Annotated in this window: 22 protein-coding genes; 10 read left to right on the forward strand and 12 right to left on the reverse strand. The window is 73.9% G+C overall.

Annotated features, from left to right (window positions below):
* Positions 1-108: 108 nt before the first annotated feature.
* The 4 genes from ACLBYE_RS13155 to ACLBYE_RS13170 all read left to right on the forward strand — a co-directional run bounded on the left by ACLBYE_RS13155 (position 109) and on the right by ACLBYE_RS13170 (position 5,743).
* On the forward strand, positions 109-1,176 hold the full coding sequence (locus ACLBYE_RS13155; RefSeq protein ID WP_447694530.1) for a glycosyltransferase family 2 protein: 1,068 nt from the start codon (positions 109-111) through the stop codon (positions 1,174-1,176).
* A 255-nt stretch (positions 1,177-1,431) separates the two neighbouring features.
* Positions 1,432-2,943 carry a 2,3-bisphosphoglycerate-independent phosphoglycerate mutase gene (gene gpmI / locus ACLBYE_RS13160; protein WP_447694541.1) on the forward strand — a complete coding sequence of 504 codons (1,512 nt, stop codon included), beginning with the start codon at positions 1,432-1,434 and terminating at the stop codon, positions 2,941-2,943.
* Between the two features lie 132 nt (positions 2,944-3,075).
* On the forward strand, positions 3,076-4,491 hold the full coding sequence (locus tag ACLBYE_RS13165) for a lipopolysaccharide biosynthesis protein (protein ID WP_091675739.1): 1,416 nt from the start codon (positions 3,076-3,078) through the stop codon (positions 4,489-4,491).
* 10 nt (positions 4,492-4,501) lie between these two features.
* Positions 4,502-5,743, forward strand: a complete 1,242-nt coding sequence (locus tag ACLBYE_RS13170; protein WP_447694531.1) for a GNAT family N-acetyltransferase — start codon at positions 4,502-4,504, stop codon at positions 5,741-5,743.
* Here the strand turns inward: ACLBYE_RS13170 and ACLBYE_RS13175 are convergent.
* The 4 genes from ACLBYE_RS13175 to ACLBYE_RS13190 all read right to left on the reverse strand — a co-directional run bounded on the left by ACLBYE_RS13175 (position 5,679) and on the right by ACLBYE_RS13190 (position 9,011).
* Positions 5,679-6,035, reverse strand: coding sequence for a hypothetical protein (locus tag ACLBYE_RS13175; protein ID WP_020091175.1), 357 nt, complete (start codon positions 6,033-6,035; stop codon positions 5,679-5,681). The two genes, ACLBYE_RS13170 and ACLBYE_RS13175, sit on opposite strands and share 65 nt — an antisense overlap.
* Before the next feature lie 18 nt (positions 6,036-6,053).
* Positions 6,054-6,281, reverse strand: a complete 228-nt coding sequence (locus ACLBYE_RS13180) for a hypothetical protein (protein ID WP_447694532.1) — start codon at positions 6,279-6,281, stop codon at positions 6,054-6,056.
* Positions 6,282-6,645: 364 nt separating this feature from the next.
* On the reverse strand, positions 6,646-8,073 hold the full coding sequence (locus ACLBYE_RS13185; RefSeq protein WP_447694533.1) for a protein adenylyltransferase SelO: 1,428 nt from the start codon (positions 8,071-8,073) through the stop codon (positions 6,646-6,648).
* Positions 8,074-8,540: 467 nt separating this feature from the next.
* Positions 8,541-9,011, reverse strand: a complete 471-nt coding sequence (locus tag ACLBYE_RS13190) for a tRNA (cytidine(34)-2'-O)-methyltransferase (RefSeq protein ID WP_447694534.1) — start codon at positions 9,009-9,011, stop codon at positions 8,541-8,543.
* A gap of 180 nt (positions 9,012-9,191) precedes the next feature.
* Between ACLBYE_RS13190 and ACLBYE_RS13195 the strand changes: the two genes are divergently transcribed.
* Both ACLBYE_RS13195 and ACLBYE_RS13200 read left to right on the forward strand, forming a co-directional pair.
* Positions 9,192-9,695, forward strand: coding sequence for a PRC-barrel domain-containing protein (locus tag ACLBYE_RS13195; protein WP_273561122.1), 504 nt, complete (start codon positions 9,192-9,194; stop codon positions 9,693-9,695).
* Positions 9,696-9,803: 108 nt separating this feature from the next.
* On the forward strand, positions 9,804-10,385 hold the full coding sequence (locus ACLBYE_RS13200) for an SCO family protein (RefSeq protein ID WP_020091170.1): 582 nt from the start codon (positions 9,804-9,806) through the stop codon (positions 10,383-10,385).
* A 30-nt stretch (positions 10,386-10,415) separates the two neighbouring features.
* Here ACLBYE_RS13200 and ACLBYE_RS13205 read toward each other — a convergent pair whose 3' ends face one another.
* On the reverse strand, positions 10,416-11,057 hold the full coding sequence (locus ACLBYE_RS13205) for a PilZ domain-containing protein (protein WP_020091169.1): 642 nt from the start codon (positions 11,055-11,057) through the stop codon (positions 10,416-10,418).
* Between the two features lie 229 nt (positions 11,058-11,286).
* A complete protein-coding gene (locus ACLBYE_RS13210) occupies positions 11,287-11,886 on the reverse strand; it encodes a PAS domain-containing protein (protein ID WP_020091168.1) in 600 nt (199 codons plus the stop codon).
* A gap of 348 nt (positions 11,887-12,234) precedes the next feature.
* On the opposite strand from ACLBYE_RS13210, the gene ACLBYE_RS13215 reads away from it, so the two are divergent.
* Both ACLBYE_RS13215 and ACLBYE_RS13220 read left to right on the forward strand, forming a co-directional pair.
* Positions 12,235-13,056 carry a rhomboid family intramembrane serine protease gene (locus ACLBYE_RS13215; protein ID WP_056526486.1) on the forward strand — a complete coding sequence of 274 codons (822 nt, stop codon included), beginning with the start codon at positions 12,235-12,237 and terminating at the stop codon, positions 13,054-13,056.
* A gap of 151 nt (positions 13,057-13,207) precedes the next feature.
* Positions 13,208-13,639: a CBS domain-containing protein gene (locus tag ACLBYE_RS13220; protein ID WP_447694535.1), complete on the forward strand. Its 432-nt coding sequence runs from the start codon at positions 13,208-13,210 to the stop codon at positions 13,637-13,639.
* A 250-nt stretch (positions 13,640-13,889) separates the two neighbouring features.
* Here the strand turns inward: ACLBYE_RS13220 and ACLBYE_RS13225 are convergent, their stop codons facing one another.
* The 4 genes from ACLBYE_RS13225 to folE form a co-directional block, all read right to left on the reverse strand.
* Complete coding sequence (locus ACLBYE_RS13225) at positions 13,890-15,461, reverse strand: alkaline phosphatase D family protein (RefSeq protein WP_447694536.1); 1,572 nt, start codon at positions 15,459-15,461, stop codon at positions 13,890-13,892.
* Positions 15,462-15,551: 90 nt separating this feature from the next.
* Positions 15,552-16,538 carry a patatin-like phospholipase family protein gene (locus ACLBYE_RS13230; RefSeq protein ID WP_447694537.1) on the reverse strand — a complete coding sequence of 329 codons (987 nt, stop codon included), beginning with the start codon at positions 16,536-16,538 and terminating at the stop codon, positions 15,552-15,554.
* Positions 16,535-16,957, reverse strand: a complete 423-nt coding sequence (hisI, locus tag ACLBYE_RS13235; RefSeq protein ID WP_020091162.1) for a phosphoribosyl-AMP cyclohydrolase — start codon at positions 16,955-16,957, stop codon at positions 16,535-16,537. Before hisI ends, ACLBYE_RS13230 begins: the two co-directional genes overlap by 4 nt.
* 20 nt (positions 16,958-16,977) lie before the next feature.
* Complete coding sequence (gene folE, locus ACLBYE_RS13240; RefSeq protein ID WP_441008117.1) at positions 16,978-17,796, reverse strand: GTP cyclohydrolase I FolE; 819 nt, start codon at positions 17,794-17,796, stop codon at positions 16,978-16,980.
* A gap of 240 nt (positions 17,797-18,036) precedes the next feature.
* Here folE and ACLBYE_RS13245 point away from each other — a divergent pair, with 240 nt between their 5' ends.
* Together ACLBYE_RS13245 and yidD are read left to right on the forward strand one after the other, a co-directional pair.
* Positions 18,037-18,480 (forward strand): iron-sulfur cluster assembly scaffold protein, encoded by a 444-nt coding sequence (locus tag ACLBYE_RS13245; protein ID WP_020091160.1) that lies wholly within the window; start codon positions 18,037-18,039, stop codon positions 18,478-18,480.
* Between the two features lie 4 nt (positions 18,481-18,484).
* On the forward strand, positions 18,485-18,817 hold the full coding sequence (gene yidD / locus ACLBYE_RS13250; RefSeq protein ID WP_447694538.1) for a membrane protein insertion efficiency factor YidD: 333 nt from the start codon (positions 18,485-18,487) through the stop codon (positions 18,815-18,817).
* 152 nt (positions 18,818-18,969) lie between these two features.
* Here yidD and pdxA read toward each other — a convergent pair whose 3' ends face one another.
* On the reverse strand, positions 18,970-19,998 hold the full coding sequence (gene pdxA / locus ACLBYE_RS13255) for a 4-hydroxythreonine-4-phosphate dehydrogenase PdxA (RefSeq protein WP_447694539.1): 1,029 nt from the start codon (positions 19,996-19,998) through the stop codon (positions 18,970-18,972).
* A partial coding sequence (locus ACLBYE_RS13260; protein WP_447694540.1) for a nucleotide-binding domain containing protein occupies positions 19,995-20,531 on the reverse strand: 537 nt, incomplete at its 5' end. The genes pdxA and ACLBYE_RS13260, both read right to left, overlap by 4 nt.

A 20,531-nucleotide genomic window follows, 5' to 3' on the forward strand; every position in this document is an offset into this window, starting at 1 on the left:
TCACGACAAATGAGACCTCGGGGGCGCGCCGCACGCGGCGTCGGTCCCCGTCCGGGACGACCGGCCCTCATCGGCCGGCGACCGGGACCAGGTTTCGGGAGAACCGCCATGCAGGACCCCGTGAGCGCCGCCGGCGCTCCGCTCGTGACGATCGCCATGCCGGCCCTGAACGAGGCCGCGCACATCGCCGACGCCATCGCGTCGGTGCTGCCCGACCGGGACGCCATCGCCTGCGAGCTGCTGGTGCTGGACGGCGGCAGTCGCGACGACACCTGCGCGATCGTCGCCGCCCTGAGCGCCCGCGACCCCCGCATCCGGCTCGTCCACAACGAGCGCCGCATCCAGGCGGCGGCGATCAACCTCGCCGCGCGGCTGGCGCATCCCGCCTCCGCCTACCTCGTCCGCGCCGATTGCCACGCCGTCTATCCGAAGGGGTTCGTGGAGAACCTCGTCGGCACGATGCGCCTGCGCCAAGCCGTCTCGGTGGTCGTGCCGCTCCGGACCGTCGGGGTCACGCCGCTGCAGAGGGCGATCGCGGCGGCGCAGAACAGCCGCCTCGGCAACGGCGGCTCGGCCCACCGACAGGGCGGCATCTCGGGCTACGTCGCCCACGGCCACCACGCGGCCTTCGACCGGCGCGAGTTCCTCCGGGTCGGCGGCTACGACGAGACCTTCACCCACAACGAGGATGCCGAACTCGACCGGCGGCTCTGCGCGGCGGGCGGGCGGATCTACCTCGCCGCCGAGCTCGCCATCACGTACTTCCCGCGCCCCTGCCTCCGCAGCCTCGCCCGGCAGTACCTCCACTACGGGCGCGGCTGCGCGCGGACACTCGAGAAGCACGCCAGCCTGCCGCGCGCCCGCCAGATCCTGCCGGCCCTGGTCCTGCTCTACGCCGTCGCGGCCCTGCCCCTGGCGGCCCTGATGCCCGCCCTGCTGATCCCGCTGCTGCTCTATGCCGGGGGCTGCGTCCTCAGCGGCCTCGCCCTGGCGCTGAAGGCGCGGGAGCCCGTCCTGGTCATGAGCGGCCCGGCGGCGGTGACCATGCACCTGTCCTGGGCGGCGGGGTTCCTGTCCTATCCGGGCTACCGGCGGACGCTGCTCCGGGCCGCCCTGCGAAGGAAGCGCCGCCTGCTCGGCCTCCCGCCGGGATCCGACGCGGCGCGCGTCAACTGACCGCCTGAGGCCCCGTCGGCCGCCCCCGCCGGCCGCGCTCCGCCATGTGCGGAGCGCGGCCGGGGCATGTCAGAAGCCCGACGCTCTCTCGCATCCGTCGCCCATTGGCCCTTCGGGGCGGTGGTCTCGCGCGACCAAGGCGATTATCGACACGCGCAACGATCCGGCCGCGTCAGGGCCCGGAGACCGGCCGCGCGCCGCGCGCGGCAGCCCAGGAGAGTTGTGACCGTGCCCGACAGTACCCCGCGTCCCGTGATGCTCGTGATCCTCGACGGCTGGGGTCTGCGGGACGCGGTGGCCGACAACGCCGTCCACCAGGCCAGGACGCCGGTCTTCGACGGTCTGATGCGGGAGCGCCCCCGGTCGCGGCTGACGACCTTCGGCGCCGATGTCGGCCTGCCCAAGGGGCAGATGGGCAATTCCGAGGTCGGCCACCTCAACATCGGCGCGGGCCGCGTCGTCCTGCAGGACCTGCCGCGGATCGACGCGGCGGTCGCCGACGGCTCCCTCGCCCGGAACCCGGCCCTGGTCCGGTTCATCGAGGCGCTGCGCGCGTCGGGGGGGACCTGCCACCTCGTCGGCCTGCTCTCGCCCGGCGGCGTCCACGCGCACCAGGACCACGCCGTCGCGCTGGCGCGCGCGCTGACGACGGCCGGCATCCCGGTCCGGCTCCACGGCTTCACCGACGGGCGCGACATGCCGCCCCGCTCGGCCGCCACCTGCATCGCCGACGTCGCGGCCGCCCTCCCGAAGGGCGCCCGCATCGCGACGCTGTGCGGCCGCTACTTCGGCATGGACCGCGACCGGCGCTGGGAGCGGGTCCAGACGGCCTACGACGCCCTCACGGAGGCGCGCGGCACCCGGTTCGAGCGGGCCGGGCAGGCGGTCGCCGCGTCCTACGCGCAGGACGTGTCCGACGAGTTCATGCGGCCCGCGATCATCGGCGACTACGCCGGCATGCGGGACGGCGACGGCATCCTGAGCTTCAATTTCCGCGCCGACCGCACCCGGCAGATCCTGGAGGCGCTGCTCGACCCGGCCTTCGCGGGCTTCGAGCGCGCGCGCACGGTCCGCTTCGCCGCCGCCCTGGGGATCGTCCAGTACAGCGTCGAGATCGACGCCTTCGCCGACACCCTGTTCGGGGCCCTCGACCTGCCCAACGGCCTCGGCGAGACCGTGGCCCGGGCCGGGCGCGCGCAGCTGCGCATGGCCGAGACCGAGAAGTACCCGCACGTCACCTACTTCATGAACGGCGGCCGCGAGGAGCCCTTCGAAGGGCAGGACGCGATCCTCGTGCCCTCGCCGAAGGTCGCGACCTACGACCTGCAGCCGGAGATGTCGGCGCCCGAACTCACCGACCGCGCCGTGGAGGCGATCGGCTCCGGGCGCTACGACCTCATCATCCTGAACTTCGCCAACCCCGACATGGTCGGCCACACCGGCAGCCTCGCGGCCGCCGTGAAGGCGGTGGAGACCGTCGACACCTGCCTCGGCCGCGTCGTCGAGGCGGTGACGGCCCAGGGCGGGGCGCTGCTGGTGACCGCCGACCACGGCAATTGCGAGATGATGCGCGATCCCGAGACCGGCGAGCCGCACACCGCCCACACCCTCAACCCGGTGCCCGCCGCGCTCGTCGGCGTCGACGGCGTGACCCTGGCCGACGGCCGGCTGGCCGACGTGGCGCCGACGCTCCTCGACCTGATGGGACTGGACCAGCCGGCCGAGATGACCGGCACGTCGCTGATCCGCCCGCGGGGCGAGGGCTGAGGGCCGGGGCCGGCGGCACGCCGCCTGCGAAGCCCGGGCTGTCATGCGCGCCGTCCCTGCGTTACCTCCCGCCACGGGCCGGTCTGTCCCAGCGTGGTGCGAGGTCGTGGTGCGTCTGACCGGTTCTAGGACATGATCGCCCGGCACAGCCTGATCTACGTCGGCTCCCGGGGCTTCGCGGCCGCCCTGAACATGGCCTCCGTGGCGGTGTTCACGCGGCTCGCGCCGGTGGAGAGCTACGGCACCTACCTGTACGTCCTGTCCTGGGCGCTGGTGCTCTACGGGGCGACCTGCCAGTGGCCGAAATTCGCGTTCTTCGCCCTCTACGACGAGGCGCGCGAGCCCGCGCAGGTCGGCACCGTGGTGCGGATCCTGGGCGGCACGCTGCTCCTCGCCGGGCTCGGCAGCGCGCTCGCCGCCGCCCTCGGCCTGATGCCGGCGCGGATGGCGGCCGCGATCCTGGCGCTGGCCTTCGGGACCACCCTGTTCGAGGGCTCCACCGAGATCGCCCGCACCCGCCTGCGGGCCGGGGCGGTGGCAGCCTCGGTGATGAGCCGCGCCGTCCTGATCCTGGCCCTCGGCAGCCTGGCGCTGCACCTCTCGCAGGATCCCCTGCACCTCGCCTTCGCGGTGGCGGCCGCGAACGCCCTGGCCTCCCTCCCGGCCGCCGCCACGATCGCCCCGATGATGCCCGGCCGCGGCAGCCGCGCGGAGGCCCTGCGGCTGTTCGCCTACGGCTGGCCGCTGGTGCTCTCCTTCGGGACGGCGGCGCTGGCCCAGAGCCTCGACCGGCTGATCATCGCCAAGACGGTGGGTCCCGCGGGGCTCGGCGCCTACGGGGCCCTGGCCGACTTCCTGAAGCAGAGCTTCATCGTGTTCGGCGAGGCGATCGCCCTCTCGCTGATCTCGATCGCCAAGCGCGAGGCGCGGGTGGGCGGGATGGCGGCGGCCTCCGGGGTTCTGCGCGACGCCGCCCGGGCCATGACGCTGATCGCGGCCTTCGGGGCCGTGTTCTTCCTGTGCTTCGACGACCTGGTCGTGGCGGTGCTGCTCGGGCCCGACTACCGGGCCGAGGCGCGGGAGCTCGCCCCGGTGCTGATCCTGGCGAGCATCCTGATGATGTTCCGCGCCTACTATTTCGGGCAGGTGATCTACTTCGCCCGCTCCAGCGGCCTGGAAGCGGCCGCCGCCTTCGCGACCCTCGCCACCGTCGCCGCGCTGTCGCTCCTGCTGATCCCGCGCTTCGGCGCCGCCGGGGCGGCCCTCGCCTTCGCGGGCGGCCAGAGCGCGGCCTGCCTCGTGCTGGTGCTCGGCGCCCGCCGGACCGGCACGACGATGCCGCTGCCGCTCGCCGACATGGCCGGCATCGCCGGGATCGCGCTGGCCTGCGGCGCGGTGAATGCCGGCATCGCCCTGGTCCCCGGCGGCCTGCTGCCGCCGGGACAGGCCCTGCGCCTCGTCCTGCTCACCGCCGCCGCCGGGGTGACGGCGTGGCGCTACGACGTGCTCGGCTTCGCCGGCGCGATCCGTCACCGTCTCGCCGCCTGACGGTCCCGCGATGGCAGGCCCCGCGTCGGACACCCCATCGAACACGGCCGCGCTTCCCGGCGGGCTCGTGGCGGCGGTCCGGCCCTTCGACGGGGCGGCGCCCTGGGTCCCGGCCTGGCGGGCCCTGGGTCGGGCGAGCCTGGTGCGGAACCCGTTCTACGAGGCGGGCTACGCCCTGGCGGCCCGCGACGCCTTCGGGGCGGGCGTCCGGCTCCTCCTCGTCGCCGACCGGCCGCCCGAGGCGCCCGGGGCCCGGCTCGTCGCCGCCTGGCCGTTCCGGCCGTCGCGCCGCCGCTGGGGCGTGCCGCTGCCGCTGCTCGTGGGCTGGACCCACGGCTACGCCCCGTTCGGGGCGCCGCTCCTCGACGGCGCCGCCCCGGAGGCCGCCCTGGCGGGGCTGCTCGCCGCGCCGGGCGCCCTCGGCCTGCCGCCGCGCCTCCTCCTGCCGAACGCTCCGACCGGCGGTCCCCTGCCTGAACTCCTGGCGGCGCGGGGCGGGCGCCGCGCCGCCTACTGGCCGCACGACCGCGGCCTGCTCGACCTGACCGGCCTCGGGCCGGAGGCGCGGGCCTCCTATCTCGGGCACCTCTCCGGGCAGCGCCGCCGCAAGCTCCGCCGCGCCCGCGCGCGCCTGGAGGCGGCGGGGCCCGTGATCTTCGAGATCCTCGCCGCGCCCGAATCCCTCGGCCCCGCCCTCGACGCCCACGTCGCCCTGGAGGCCGCCGGCTGGAAGGGTCAGGCCGGCACGAGCCTGGCGCAGCGGCCGGCGGAGATCGCCTTCCTGCGCGCCGCCCTGGCCGATCTCAGTGCAGATCTCGGGGCCGATCGCGGGGCAGCGGACGGCGTGCGGATCGCGCGCCTGCGCCAGGGCGACCGGCTCCTGGCCTCGCTGATCCTGCCGGTCACCGGCCGGGAGGCCTGGGTGCTGAAGATCGCCAACGACGAGACGCGGCCGGAGACCGCGCCGGGGGTCCAGCTCGTCCACCGGCTGACCGAGGCGGTGGCCGGGGGCGAGTGGCCGATCGACCGGATCGATTCCTGCGCGCCGCCGGACTTCGCCCTCGGCACCACCTTCTGGACCGCGCGCCGGCCGATCGCCCATCTGCTGGTGGAGGCGGGCCGCGATCCGCTGTTCCCGGTGGCCCGGACCCTGGAGCGGGCCCGGGAGCGCGTTGCCCGGGCGCGTGTCACCATCCGAAACGGGCGATCTGCTCCAGTCGCGCCCGCGTCGCCGCCGCGTCGCGGCCCGTGACGGCGATCCGCCCGGACAGGTCGTAGCAGGTCGCGCAGAACGGCAGCTGCAGCAGCGTGTACCCGTCGTCCCGCGCCCGGGCGACGGAGGCGATGAGGCAGGGCAGGACCGGTTCGTCGGGCGGCCCGGCGAGGCAGTCGGCCCGGGGGCTGCCGAAGGCCGGCCGGTTCGGCCAGGTCAGCAGGAGCGTGGTCCCGCCCCGGCGGTCCGGGGCCGGCGGCAGGGTGTAGCTGCGCAGGAACAGCGCGCAGGCCGCGAGGACGAGGACCGGCAGGATCAGGGCTGTGCGCATCGGCGGTGTCCTCGCGCCTCAATCCCCCGCGTCGAAGCGCGTCCGATAGAACACCTCGCGGCCGGCGCCGTCGATCACCCGGACCGCCTCGGCCGGCTCGCCCGAGCGCTGCGGCACCCGGGCGCGGGCGAACAGCCGCATGGCCCGCTCCTGCGCGCTCTCCAGGCTGCCGACCCGCACGGAGATCCGCGTCTGGATCTCGTCCGGCTCCGGTCCGAGGACTTCGATGTGGAAGGTCTCGCGCACGGGTATCCGCCTGATCGAGGGATCTTCAGCGCCGGATATCGGGATCCGGCCGCCGGCCGCCATAGCATGTTCCGGCCGGGTATCGGGTCCGGCGCCGGCCGGCGAGCCCGGGACGACGCGCCGCGGGCCAGATCTCGGCACGAAGTCCAATTGCCCCGCGGCCCGCCTCGGCACTAAGAGGGCCGCTCCGCCCGAGGAGACATCACCGGAGGAACCCCGTGGACCCGCTCAAGGCCGCCGCCGCGACGCTTCTCTGCCTCGCCCTGTTCTGGCTGGCCTTCCGGCTGACCCGGCGCCTGGTCGATCTCGCCATCGCGGGGGGCTACGCCGAGGAGCGCCGCCGGCTCGCCGAGGAGGAGGCCGCTCAGGCCGAGGCGGGCGCCGTCCCGCAGGCCTCGGCCATCCGGGCCAGCCCCGCGAGCTTGGCCTCGAACAGGGACCAGTCATCCGCCGCGGCGATCGGCGCCCACAACGCCTCCACCTCGTCGATCAGGAGCGTGCAGGGCGCCTCCGCGAAGTAGGGATGGTCGAGCCGCGCGCCCGGGGCGGGCGCGAGCGGCTCCAGCGCGGCCCGCACCGGCGCGAAGGCCTCGTGCGCGTAGTGGCCGGCGGACGGCCCGGCCTGCGCGCGGGGCGCGCTCGCGAGACCGCCGTACCAGTCGAAGAAGAACCGCTCGAAGGGCGCCCGCGTCTCGGCGAGGAACCGCCAGACCGCCGAGACCAGCCGGTCGGTCTCCGGCCGCGGCGCCGCGGCGAGGCCGAGTCGGCGGAACAGGGCCTCGGCGAACGCCTCCTGCAGGGCCGGCCCGAACCCGGAGAGCGCCGCTTCCAGGCGCGCCTGGGGGGCCAGCACCAGCAGGCAGTCGGCGAGCCGCGCGAGGTTCCAGAACAGGGCCTCCGGCTGGCGGCCGAAGCTGTAGAGCCCGGTCTCGTCGAAGTAGGCGGCCGTGAAGTCCGGATCGTAATGCGGCAGGAAGCGCCAGGGCCCGTAATCGAAGCTCTCGCCGGTGACGTTGATGTTGTCGCTGTTGAGGACCCCGTGCACGAAGCCGGCCGCCGCCCACTGCGCGCCCATCCGGGCGACCCGGGCGACCACGTCCTCCAGGAAGGCGACGGCGCGATCCTCCACGCCGTCGCGCCAGAGCTCCGGCCGGTGGGTCGCGATCGTGTGGTCGAGGAGCCGGGCGATGTTGTCCGGGTCGCCGAGCGCCAGGAAGCGCTGGAAGCTGCCGATGCGGATGTGGCCGTGCGACAGGCGCACCAGCACCGAGGAGCGCGCCGGCGAGGGCTCGTCGCCGCGCACGAGGTCCTCGCCGGTCTCGATCAGGCTGAAGCTCTTCGAGGTGTAGACGCCCTGCGCCTCCAGGAGGGCGGTGGCCAGCACCTCGCGCACGCCGCCCTTGAGGGTGAGCCGCCCGTCGGCACCGCGCGACCAGGGCGTCGTGCCGCTTCCCTTGGTGCCGAGGTCGAGGAGGCGCCCGTCCAGGCGGTCGTGCAGCTGCGCGAACAGGAAGCCGCGCCCGTCGCCGAGGTCCGGATTGTAGGCGCGGAACTGATGGCCGTGGTAGCGCAGGGCCAGCGGCGTCTCGAAGCTGCCCGGCAGGGGCTCGAACCGGCCGAAATGGGCGATCCACGCCGCCTCGGACAGCCCGCCCAGGCCGACCCGCTCCGCCCAAGTCTGGTTGCGGTAGCGCAGGATCGTCCGCGGGAACCGGGCCGGCGTCACCGGATCGAAGAAGGCGGGGCCGAGATCGGCGTGGCGCCGGGAGGGCGTGAAGGCGGTGTCGTCCATGCGGCGGCGCGTCTCGCGGGGTGGGGATGAGTCCCGTTGTACCAAGCGAGCCGGACGCGATCCGTTGCCGATCCCGTCCTTGCGAGCGGAGCGAAGCAACCCAGTGCAGCGGGACATCGGCCGAGCGTGGCGCCGCCTGGATTGCTTCGCTCCGCTCGCAAAGACGGTGGCCGACCCGAGAGGCCTCACGTCCTAGAGCCGTTCCCGATCGGGTTGGGACGCAGGCGATCGGCGAGCCCGTGCCGAACGAGGCGCGGGTCCCCTCTCCCGTGCGGGAGAGGGACAGGGTGAGGGATGAGAACAGTCCGGAAGAGTCGCGGCCTGTACGCGCATCGGCGGCCTGTTCAGTCCTGATACTTCGCGTCCCTCACCCCAACCCTCTCCCGCACGGGAGAGGGGGCCTGGCGCGGCTGGCGAGACCGGGCTCGCCGTCCTTCCCGACCGTTGCAACATGGTCGGATACGGCTCTAGATGCGCGGTCGGGCCGTCCCGGACACCTGCCGCAGGGCCTCGCCGGCGATCATCGCGGCCGCGACCGCGACGTTGAGCGAGCGCAGGCCCGGCCGGATCGGCACCACGATCCGGGCGTCGGCGGCCGCGTGAACCGCCTCCGGCACGCCGGCGGATTCGCGCCCGACCATCAGGCAATCGTCCGGGCGGAAGGCGAAGTCCGTGTAGGGCACGGCGCCGGCCGTGGTGGCGAGGACGAGCCGGATCCCGGCCTCGGCCCGCCACGCCGCGAAGGCCGCGAAGGAGCGGTGCCGGGTGATCGCCACGTGGTCGAGGTAGTCCAGGCCCGAGCGGCGCAGGTGGCGGTCCGAGACGTCGAAGCCCGCGGGCTCCACGATCTCCACCGCCAGCCCGAGGCAGGCGGCCATGCGCAGCATCGTGCCGGTGTTCTGCGGAATGTCGGGCTGGTAGAGGGCGAGGCGGAGCATGGCGCCGGCCTTGTGCGGGGCGGAAGGCCCCGCCGTCAAAGGCCCCCGGCGCCGACGCGCAGCCGGCAAACCGCCGGGCCGGCCCCGGCCGGGGCCGAGACCGCGCGGAACTTAAGCCCCGCCAGAACCTTGAGGCGGCGCTACCCCCCTGTGCGGCCCCCGTCTGAAAGACCTGCTCCGATGCGCACCCCGCTCCTCGCCTCGGCCCTCCTGCTGGCCGGCCTCGCCACCGCCTCGGCGCAGACCGACGGCGCCAAGCCGGACGGCGGCGCTGCCGCGACCCCGGTCCCCGGCCAGCCCGCCACCATGGCCGACAGCCTGCGCCCGACCTTCGTGGCCCAGGCCCCCGACGACATGGTCGCCAGCAAGCTGATCGGCTCCAGCGTCGTCAACGGCGCCAACGAGACGATCGGGCAGATCGCCGACTTCGTCCTCGACCAGAAGGGGGCCGTGAAGGCCTGGATCATCGGGGTCGGCGGCTTCCTGGGGATCGGCTCGAAATACGTCGCGGTCGACCCGTCCGTGCTCAAGCTCGACCGCACCGACGGCAAGACCCTCCAGGCGCGGATCGACACGACCAAGGACCAGCTCCGGGCGGCGCCGGAATACGTCTATCTCGGCAAGGAGCCGCCGAAGGGCGCCGCCCCCGCGAGCCCCGCGGGGGAGCCGGCCTCGAAGCCGTAGCGGTCGCGCCGGCGCGGCGCCGGTCGGCCGGCCGGCGGCACCGCGCCGGCTTGCCTCCGCGCGCCGTTGTGTGCTGTGCCGGCCTCCCCGGAGGTCGGAACCCGTCCCATGCGCCGCGCCCTCGTCCCGCTCCTCGCCTTCTGCCTCGGCCTCATCGGCCTGACCGGGGCGGCGGTGTTCGCGTTCCTGCCCGACAAGGCGCCGGTGGGCGTGCCGAGCGTCGGCGGCCCGTTCACGCTGGTGAACCAGGACGGGCGCACCGTCACCGAGCGCGACTTCGCCGGCGCGACGCACCTCGTGTTCTTCGGCTTCACCCACTGCCCGGACGTCTGCCCGACCACCCTGCAGCAGATCTCCGACGTGCTCGCCGCCCTGGGGTCGAAGGGCAAGACGATGCGGGTCGCCTTCGTCACGGTGGATCCCGAGCGCGACGATCCGGCGAGCCTCAAGACCTACCTGTCGAGCTTCGACCCGCGCATCACCGGCCTCACCGGCACGCCCGAGCAGGTCACCGCCACCGAGAAGGCGTACCGGGCCTATGCCCGCAAGGTGCCCGCCAAGGACGGCGATTACACGATGGAGCACACCGCCCTGGTGTACATCATGGACGCGCAGAACCGCTTCCTCGGCGCCCTCGACCTGACCCGGCCAGCCGACGAGGTCGCCGCGCAGCTCGCCAAGAAGATCTGACCGCCGGCCGGCCCGGCGCGCGTCAGAGCGTCAGAGCGTCATCCCGGCGTGGAAGCGGTCGGGGGAGAGCGGCAGCAGGAACTGCACGCCGAAGCCGCCCTCGAAGTAGCGCACCAGCCGGCCTGGCGTGCTGCCCACCGTGACGGCGGCGCCGAGGGGCAGCGGCACCGGGCAGGAGATCGCCACGCCCGACATCGAGATGTCGATGAGGCGCGCCCGGATCTCGCGACCGCCCTCGACGCGCAGGACCACCGCCGTGTTGGTCGGCACGAGGCGCTCGTGCGAGCGTCCCTCCGGCAGGCCCAGCATCTCCCGGTTCGCCAGCCAGGTGAGCTGGGAGGCGAGCTTGTCGCGCTTGCGCGACGTGGCGTTGAGCTGGACCGCGAACCCGTCCGGGCAGGTGCGGGCGACGACGCCCTCGATGCGGCCGATATGCTCCAGGTAGAGCACCACGCGCTCGCCGACCGCGCCCTTGACCGCGCAGGTCAGCCGCACGCCGCCCGGCGACATGTCCACGGTCTGGCAGGGATATTCCCGGCGATCGGCCAGCATGTAGCGGCCGAGCACGGCGACCCGCACGCGCTGGTGGCGGCGCTGGTCGGCGGCACCGCGCGCCGGCTCGGCGGCGAGGCCGCGCAGATCAGTTCCAGCGGTGGCCTCGACCGCGATCATTCCGAGATTGGTCCTGCGCCGGAGAATGGCCGGTGCAGACTAGGCACGGACAGTTACGAAACCCTTTTTTCCTGCTTCGGGATCGATCGGCCTTGTAGAAACATCCATTGTCGAGCCCCGCCGCGTCGTGCGCGATCGACTTGCGCGCCGAAGATTTCCTCGGGCGCGCGCGCTGATTCGATCGAACTGGCCGTCCGGGACCGGGCGTAACCTTGGACGAATACGGTTCTCAGGCGCGCCCGCCGGCGTGGACGAGGAGGTGGCCGTGGCGCACCGGCCCGGGGTAGCCCGCGCTCGTGCGCACGGCGGTGCGGGCGGGCGGGACCGGCTCGGTCCGGCGGCTGGGCAGGATGCGCAGGGAGGTGGTCTCCGCCTCCACCAGCGGGCGCAGGCCGAGCCAGTGCGGCGCGCCGTCGAGGCTGAGGGTGCCGAGGGCGCGGACCTGCGTCCGGCCGCGGTGGCGCAGGGGCAGGAGCAGGAGTTCGAGATCGGCCGCCTCGCCGGCCGCGTTGGTGCCGCGCAGGCCCGCCACGACGCCCAGCGTGTCGCTGGCCACGATCTCGACGATCCGCCAGGGATCCGTCGCCCGGGAGCCCCACAGCTTGGCGAAGGGCTCGCCCTTCAGCTCGCGGCCGTACAGGGCGCAGACCCGGGTCCCCGCGAGCCGGATGCTCGCGGAGCGGCTCGGCATGTCGAGTTCCAGGATCAGGCTGTCGGCGAGGAGGTGCCGGATCTCGCCCGGCTCGATCTCGGCGCGTTCCGGCGCGGCCCGTTCTCCGCGCAGGCGCTCCCAGTAGGCGTGGAGCATGCGGCTGGTGGGATGCTTCATCGGTGTCCCGATTCTCAACGCCTGTGGTTCATCCCCGGATCATTCTGGCACATCCGCGGGGGTGTGACCGGCCGATCCGGGCGTTCACCGCGTCCGGGCGCACGGGCCGTGCCGGCTCCCGCACCCGCGCGTCGCCGGTCCCGCCGGCGCCGCGCGGGGCGGGGGGTAGCGCGTCGTGGCCGGCGACACAATCGTCGCACCCCGCCGGGCGCACCGCGGCCGTCCGGGACGGATCCGGGGTGAAGACGGGGCGGTGCGCGATACGGACCGCGATCCGACCGGTATTTGCGAGCTTCAATACGTCGCCGGGGCTTGCCCGATCGCGCCGCGCCCCGACATGGTGCGGCGATGGACGCCTCCCCTGATTTCCCGCGGCAGAGCCGCGTGCCCGTGTTCAACATGCCGGGCATCGTCACCGCGTCGATCGGGCTGCTCCTGGCGATCCAGGCGGTGCGCGAGTTCCTGCTGCCGGACACCTGGGACATCCGCCTCGTCCTCGACCTCGCGCTGGTCCCGGCGCGCTGGACCCTCTGGTTCGATCCCGGCCGGGCCTCCGAGGTGATCCGCGCCGCCGCCGATCCGGGCGATCCCGGCCTGGAGGCGGCCCGCGAGGCCTTCGCCCGCTACATCGTGGGCGAGCACGCCCTCCAGCCCTGGACGCTCGTCACCTACGGGCTGCTGCACGGCTCGTGGATGCACGTGATCTTCAACAGCGTCTGGCTCGCGGCCTTCGGTGCCCCGGTGGCGCGCCGCTGCGGCGCCCTGCGCTGGTGCGTGCTCGCGCTGGCCGGCACGGCGGCCGGCGGACTTCTCCACATCCTGATCGACCCGCTGAGCGCGGGGCCGCTGGTCGGCGCCTCGGCGGGGATCTCGGCCCTGATGGCCGCCGCCGCGCGGTTCGTGTTCCAGCCGCCGGTCTCGGGCTACGGCGCGCCGGCCTGGCAGGTGCCGCCGCCCCGTCCCGCCGAGACGATCCCGGAGCTGCTGCGCAACCGGACCGCGGTGTCGTTCTTGGTGATCTGGCTGCTGACCAACCTGCTCTTCGGCCTCGTCAGCGTGCCGCTCGTCGGCGAGAACGCCGCCATCGCCTGGGACGCCCATCTCGGCGGCTTCATCGCGGGCTTCTTCCTGTTCCCCCTGGTGGATCCCCGGGAGCCGCGCCGGCACTGAGTCCCTGCCATCGACGCCCGGCACCTTGCCATCCGGCCGGATCGATCACACACTCGCCACAATGTGAACGAGCCGGGCCAACCCGGCCGAGAACGCCATCAGGGCGCCGCGGGCTGACGGCGCACCGGCCGCGTCACATAGGGAGAGAGCCATGACCGTCGCACGCATCCTCGCCGAGAAGGGCAGCTCCGTCGTCACCGTGGGCCCCGACAAGACCCTCGATGAGGTGATCCAGATCCTCGCCGACAAGCGGATCGGCGCCCTCGTGGTCGCCCAGGCCGACGGGACGGTGGCGGGCATCATCTCCGAGCGGGACATCATGCGGGCGCTCGCCCGGCACGGGGGCTCGGCCTTCGACGCGCCGGTCTCGGCCCACATGACCTCGGCGGTCACGACCTGCGGCCGGACCACCACGATCGAGGAGGTCATGACCCTCATGACCGACGGGCGCTTCCGCCACGTGCCGGTCTGCGAGGACGGGCGGCTGATCGGGCTGGTCTCGATCGGCGACGTGGTGGCGCGCAAGATCGCCACCGTCGAGGCCGAGCACCAGGCCCTGCGCGACTACATCACGATGGCGTAGGGGCGCGGAACCGCGCGTCTCTCTCGCCCTCCGCCCCCGGGCCTCGCCGGTTCAGGGCAGGCCGCCGGGGCCGGGGCGCGACGCGCTCCCTCTCCCGTGCGGGAGAGGGTTGGGGTGAGGGATCAGGTCTTTCCGGAGCGGTCGCACCCCTCACCCTGTCCCTCTCCCGCACGGGAGAGGGGACCCCCGCCCCTTCGCGTCGACGGGCCAGCAGGCCGACATCGCGAGCCCGTATCGCCCGCGGTCCGCCTCACGCCTTCAGGGGATCGAGCGTGACGTGCCAGAGGTCGGTGTCGGCCGCGTCCTTGAGGGTCACCGTCATCTGCTCGGTGGCGCCGTCCACCGCCACGTGGCCGAAGAACTGGTAGCCGGCGGCCGGCGACAGGTTCACCTGGCCCTTGTCGGGCGCCTTCACGTAGCGCAGCTGCGGCCCGAACGTGTTGTCCAGCGCGTTCGGCCCGAAGGTGCCGGCGTGCAGCGGCCCGGAGACGAACTCCCAGAACGGCTCGAAATCCTGGAACTGCGCCTTGTCGGGGTCGTAGTAGTGGGCGGCCGTGTAGTGCACGTCGGCCGTGAGCCAGACCGTGTTGCGGATCCCCGCGCTCTTGATGAAGCGCAGGAGGTCGGCGATCTCCAGCTCGCGCCCGAGCGGCGGCCCGTCGCCCTGCGCCACCGCCTCCGAGCCGAAATTCCGGTCGGTGTCGTAGGTCACCACGAGGCCGAGCGGCATGTCGGCGGCGATCACCTTCCAGGTCGCGCGGGACTCGAGCAGCGCCCGCTTCAGCCACGCGATCTGCTGCGGCCCGAGGAAGTGGGACTCGGGCCCGTACGCCGTCTGCCGGTTCTCCCCGTTCGGGCCCCGGTAGGAGCGCATGTCGAGCATGAACACGTCGACCAGCGGGCCGTAGCCGATCTTGCGGTAGACCCGGCCGGGCTCCGACGGCTCGAAGCGCATCGGCATGTACTCGTGGAAGGCCTTCGCCGCGCGCAGCTGCAGGGCCAGCACGTTCGGGTCGGCGTACTTCTTCTTCAGGTGTTCGGCCCGGGTCAGCGGCTCGCCCGGCCACCAGTTGTTGGTGACCTCGTGGTCGTCCCACTGGGCCAGGATCGGCACGGCGGCGTTCATCGCCAGCACGTTCCGGTCGGTGAGGTTGTACTTGTGCCGGCCCCGGAACTCCGCGAGCGTCTCGGCCGGCTTGGCCACCTCCTCGGTCACTCGGTTGCGCCACAGGCTGCCGTCGGGGAGCTTCACCTCGGACGGGATCGGCCCGTCGGCGTAGATCGTGTCGCCGGAATGGATGAAGAAGTCCGGCCGGTTCTTCAGGATGGCGGAGTAGATCGTCATGCCGCCGCGGGCCTCGTCGATGCCCCAGCCCTGGCCCGCCGTGTCGCCCGACCAGCAGAACGACACCGAGCGCCGGTCCGCCGGCGCGGTCCGGAACCGCCCGACCTGGGCCGGCCCGACGATGGTCGGCGCGGCGACGTCCTCCAGGCGGACCCGGTAGAACACGTCCTGGCCGGCCGGCAGCCCGGTCAGCGCCACCTTCACGGTGCCGTCGGTCTCCGGCAGGGCGTCGGCGAAGACGCCGCCGCGGATGTCGGCGAAGCTCTCGGTGGTCGCCCACTCGACGATCGCCCGGGCCGGCCGGTCGGACCGGGCCCAGACCACCGCCGAGTCGGTGCCGACGTCGCCCGACTGGAGGCCGTGGGTCAGGAGCGGCCGGTCGGCGGCGCGGCTCAGGCCGGGCCGTCCGAGGCCCGTGGCCAGCCCGACGAGGCCGGCGCCTCCGGACAGCAGGATCTGACGGCGACTCGTATACATTGGAGCTTCTCCAGCATGCACGGGCGCCCATCGCAGGCGGCCACGACAGCCGGATGACGGCCCCCTCCGGACGGGGCGCGCCCGGATCCCTCAGGCCCGCGCGGCCGCGCCCTCCAGCACGGCCCGGATCCGGGGCAGGGCGGCGCGGGCGGCGCGGTGCCCGAGGGCGATGCCCTCCGCGGCCCGGTGGAAGTCGAACAGCCCGAAGGCCCCGAGATCCGGGCCGATGGCCACGTCCGGCGGGTCGCGCTCCAGCCGGGCCCGCGAGATCCGATCCTGGGTGGTGTTGAACGCGTCGAGCACCACCCGGGCGATGCCCGGCACGGCGATCTCGGGCTCGGGCCGGTCGAAGCCCGGCAGGCGCCCGCGCACGACCTGCAGGAAGCCCCGGCGCGGCGGGGCCGGGTGCGGCGCCTCGCGCACCACCGGTCCGCCGGTGTCGCCGTTGAGGTTGACGCAGATGACGAGGTCGGCCCCGAGCGCCCGGGCGAGCGCCACCGGCACCGGATTGACCAGGGTCCCGTCCATCAGCACGCGGCCGTCATGGGCCACCGGCGGGAACAGGCCGGGGATCGCGTAGGAGGCGCGCACCGCGTCCACCGCCGGGCCCTCGGTCAGGCTGACCTCGTGGCCGGTCCCGTACTCGGTGGCGACGCAGCCGAAGCGGATCGGCAGCGTCTCGATGCGGCGCTCGCCGAGATCCGCGGCGAGGCGCTGGCGCAGGCGGTTGCCGGCGATCAGGCCGGAGCCCGGCAGGCGGGGGTCGATCAGCCCCACGACCCGGCGCCGGGTCAGCGCCCGGGCGAAGGCCTCGAGCCGGTCGAGGCGCCCGGCCGCGTAGCAGGCGCCGACCACGGCGCCGATGGAGCAGCCGGCCACCACGGTCGGCGTGATGCCGCCTTCCTCCAGGGCGCGGATCACCCCGATATGCGCCCAGCCCCGGGCCGAGCCGCCCCCGAGGGCGAGCCCGACCTGCGGGCCGGGGCTCGGCGGCGGGCGGACCGGTTCGACGGCTCCGGGCGGGAAATGCAAGTCGGCGGACTCGTCTTGCCACCGCGTGGCAAGAGGGCGGTTCATCGCCCGGCGGCTTTCAGGACGACCCGGCCGTCCGCCTCCCGGACGACGCTGCGGTAGAAGCAGTCGCGCCGGCCGGTGTGGCAGCAGCCGCCGTCGCCGCCGACCTCGACGCGGATCAGCAGGGCGTCCTGGTCGCAGTCGACCCGCATCTCGACGACGCGCTGGATCTGGCCGCTGGTCGCGCCCTTGTGCCAGAGCTCCCGGCGCGAGCGCGACCAGTACCACGCCTCGCCGGTCTCGAGGGTGCGCGCCAGCGACTCGGCGTTCATGTGGGCGAGCATCAGCACCTGCCCGTCGCGCGCGTCGACCGCGATGCAGGCGACGAGGCCGTCGCGGTCGAACCGGGGCGTGAGGGCCGTGCCCTCCTCGATCTCGGCCCGGGTGCCGGGGGGAGCGAAGGCGGTGTCGCGCGCGGTCATGGTCGAGACGTCGCCCGGGGCTACTTGGCGCCGCCGCGCACCAGGGTGAGGAAGCGGACCTGCTCGTTGGCGTTGTCCTTGAAGACGCCGCGGAACTGGCTGGTGATGGTCGAGACGCCGGCCTTCTGGACGCCGCGCATCGCCATGCAGAGATGCTCGGCCTCGACCATCACGGCGACGCCGCGGGGCTTGAGGATGCTCTCGATCACGTCGGCGATCTGGGCGGTCATGGTCTCCTGCGTCTGCAGGCGGCGGGCGAAGGTGTCGACCACGCGGGCGAGCTTCGACAGGCCGACCACGCCCCGGGTCGGGTAATAGGCGATGTGGGCGAGGCCCATGAACGGCACCATGTGGTGCTCGCAGTGGGAGTGGAACGGGATGTCGCGCACCAGCACGATGTCCGAGTAGCCCTCGACCTCCTCGAACACGCGCTCCAGCAGCTTCTCGGCGTCGACCGCGTAGCCGCCGAACAGCTGCTCGTAGGCCTTGGTGACTCGGGCCGGGGTGTCGAGCAGGCCCTCGCGGGTCGGGTCGTCGCCGGCCCAGCGCAGCAGGGTCCGCACGGCGGCCTCGGCCTCGGCGCGGCTCGGGCGGCCGGTCTCGATCCCGTCCGGGACGCGGGTCGCGGAGGCCGGCTCCGGCGCCACCTCGACGGGGCGGCCGTCATCGGCGGGCCGATTGTCATTGCGCATGCCGTTCAGCCCTTGCCCGTCGATCCCGTTCCGGTCGAAACCCTGGCCGTCGCCCTGATACGACAGGGATTTGAGCGCGGCATCCATGGCATCTCCGGCCCGCGCGATGCGGGATTTCATCGGGGTGCTGTCGGGCTTGGCGTACATCGTCGGATCGCGTCGGGCGTTCGAGGGAAGATCCCGGGCTCGAAAAGGTTTCAAGCCGGCGCCCCGGGATGGACGAAAGGCCGTGGGAACCACCGTGGCCGTGGGCGCGACCCTGGTCGACGGCCCGCCTCCTCGCGAAGCGGCCGCATCGGGCCTATATCATCGTTCGCGGCGCAACGCGCAATGCGCGATGCACGCGGCAGAGTCCCGATGGGAAGTGTGCCTCCGGCCGAGGACCCGATGCTCGACGACATCTACAACCGCCGTATCCTGGAACTCGCCGCCGACATCCCCCGGCTCGGCCGGCTCGAGAATCCGGACGCGAGCGCCACGGCCCATTCCCGCCTGTGCGGCTCGACCGTGACGGTCGACCTCGTCTTGGGCGAGGACGGCCGGGTCGCGGATTTCGCCCAGGAGGTCCGGGCCTGCGCCCTGGGGCAGGCCTCGTCGTCGCTGATGGGCCGGCACGTGGTCGGCGCCAGCGCGGACGAGCTGCGCGGCGTCCGCGCGGCCATGCGGTCGATGCTCAAGGAGAACGGTCCGGCGCCCGGCGGCGCGTGGTCGGACCTCGCGGTGCTCGAGCCGGTGCGGGACTTCAAGGCGCGCCACGCCTCGACGCTCCTGACCTTCGACGCGGTGGTGGACGCCCTCGACCAGATCGCCGCCAAGCGGCAGGCCGCCTGACGGCATGGTCCGGCGCGCCGCGCACTGGGCGATCCGCGGCTACCAGCTGACGCTGTCGGGCCTGATCGGGCGCCAGTGCCGCCACTGGCCGAGCTGCTCCGAGTACGCCGACACGGCCATCGCCCGGCACGGGCTCTGGCCCGGCGGCTGGATGGGCTTCGCCCGGATCTGCCGCTGCGGGCCGTTCGGCACCCACGGCATCGACCTCGTCCCGGAGCGCGTGCCCGCGGGGGCGGCGTGGTACCGCCCCTGGGCCTACGGCCGCTGGCGCGGCGTCGAGGCGCCGCCGTCGCCGTTCGCCTGCGAGGCCGTGGGGCAGGAGGCCGACGCGCGGTAGATTTCGTTCCTGCTTTGTTTCACGTGAAACACAGCCTTGACGAGCGCGGGTCCCCTCTCCCGCACGGGAGAGGGAGCAGGTCGCGCTCCGTCATGGGCCGCAAACCTGTCGAGCCCGTAGGGCTGCGAGGGAGGGGACCGCCCGCCCCGCGCTCAACCGGCCTGACGGCTCGCCGCCAGCTTCTCGGCGAACTCGATCGCCTCGATGAGGCTGCGCTCGTTGGCGACGCCGGTGCCGGCGATGTCGAAGGCGGTGCCGTGATCGACCGAGGTGCGGATGATCGGCAGCCCCAGGGTGATGTTCACCCCCGACAGGTCCATCCACTTGCCCGTCGCCGGGTCGATCTCGAAGCCCAGGAGCTTGACCGGGATGTGCCCCTGGTCGTGGTACATCGCCACCACCGCGTCGTACTGGCCCGCCCGCAGCTTCACGAACACCGTGTCGCCCGGCACCGGGCCGTGCACGTCGAGCCCGTCGGCGTTGGCCGTCTCGATCACCGGCGCGCTGACGTCGATGTCCTGGCGCCCGAACAGGCCGCCCTCGCCGGCATGGGGGTTGAGCGCGGCGACCGCGATCTTCGGCCTGGCCAGGCCGAGCCCCTTGAGCGCCCGGTCGGTGAGGTCGATGACGAGGCGCAGGCGCTCCGGGGTCAGGCGCTTGGGCACGTCCTCCAGGGCGACGTGGGTCGTGACGTGGGAGACCCGCATGTTGCCGTGGGCCAGCATCATCACCGAGCCGCGCACGCCGGTCAGCTCCGCCAGCATCTCGGTGTGGCCGGCATAGTGGTAGCCGGCCCTGTTGAGCGCCTCCTTGTTGAGCGGCGCGGTGACGATGCCGCCGATCCGGCCGGCCAGGGCGAGGCGAACGCCGGCCTCGATCGCCTTGTAGGCGAAGCGGCCGCCGTCGGCCGACAGCCGGCCGGGCTCGATCGGCGCGCCCTCCGCGTCGGCCTGGAGGCAGCACAGCGCCGGCCAGTCGCCGTCCTCGGCGACCTCGGGAACGGGATCGGGCAGGAGGCCGAGCGCCCGCTCCGCGCGGCGCAGGGACGGGGCGCTGCCGATGACGACGAGCTTGAGGTCGCCCGCGTCGATCCGGTCCTTCAGCCGGGCGGCGGCCTTGACGATGATCTCCGGGCCGATGCCGGCCGGATCGCCCATGGTGATGGCGAGATGTGAGGTCACGCGTCGCTCCTGCTGCGCGGAAAGCCGTTGCCGTGAAGTAGATCGCGCCAGACGCCCTCTGTTCCGAAGGCGCCGGATTTGGACACGACCGCGAGCCCGTCCCAGCGTCCGCCCCGCAGGGTCGAGCGGGGCAGGCCCGGGGTGATCTGCCCGGTGACGTCGAGGCGCGCGACGGAGAGCGCGAGGCACAGCGCCTTCAGGGTCTCGCCGCCGGCCACCAGCAGCGTGCCGGGCCGCGGGACGCGGTCGACCACCCCCGCGAAGGTCCCGGCGATCCGCGCCGCGGCCTCCTCCCGGGCGGTGCCCTCGGGCAGCGCGAGGCTCGCCAGGACGACGCCGTCCCGGTCCAGGCGCGCGGCCACCGCGCCGGCATGGTCCGGATGGCGCGCCGGCAGGACGAGGTGGTGGGGGCCGCAGGCCGCGAGCTGCGCCGCGGTCTCGGGCCGGTCCGAGCCGAACAGCCCGAGGACGGGGCCGGCGAGCCGGTCGTCGCCCGGCGCCGCCACACCGCGCGCCAGGGCCGCCGCGAGGCC

This window comes from Methylobacterium sp. A52T (genome assembly GCF_053346095.1).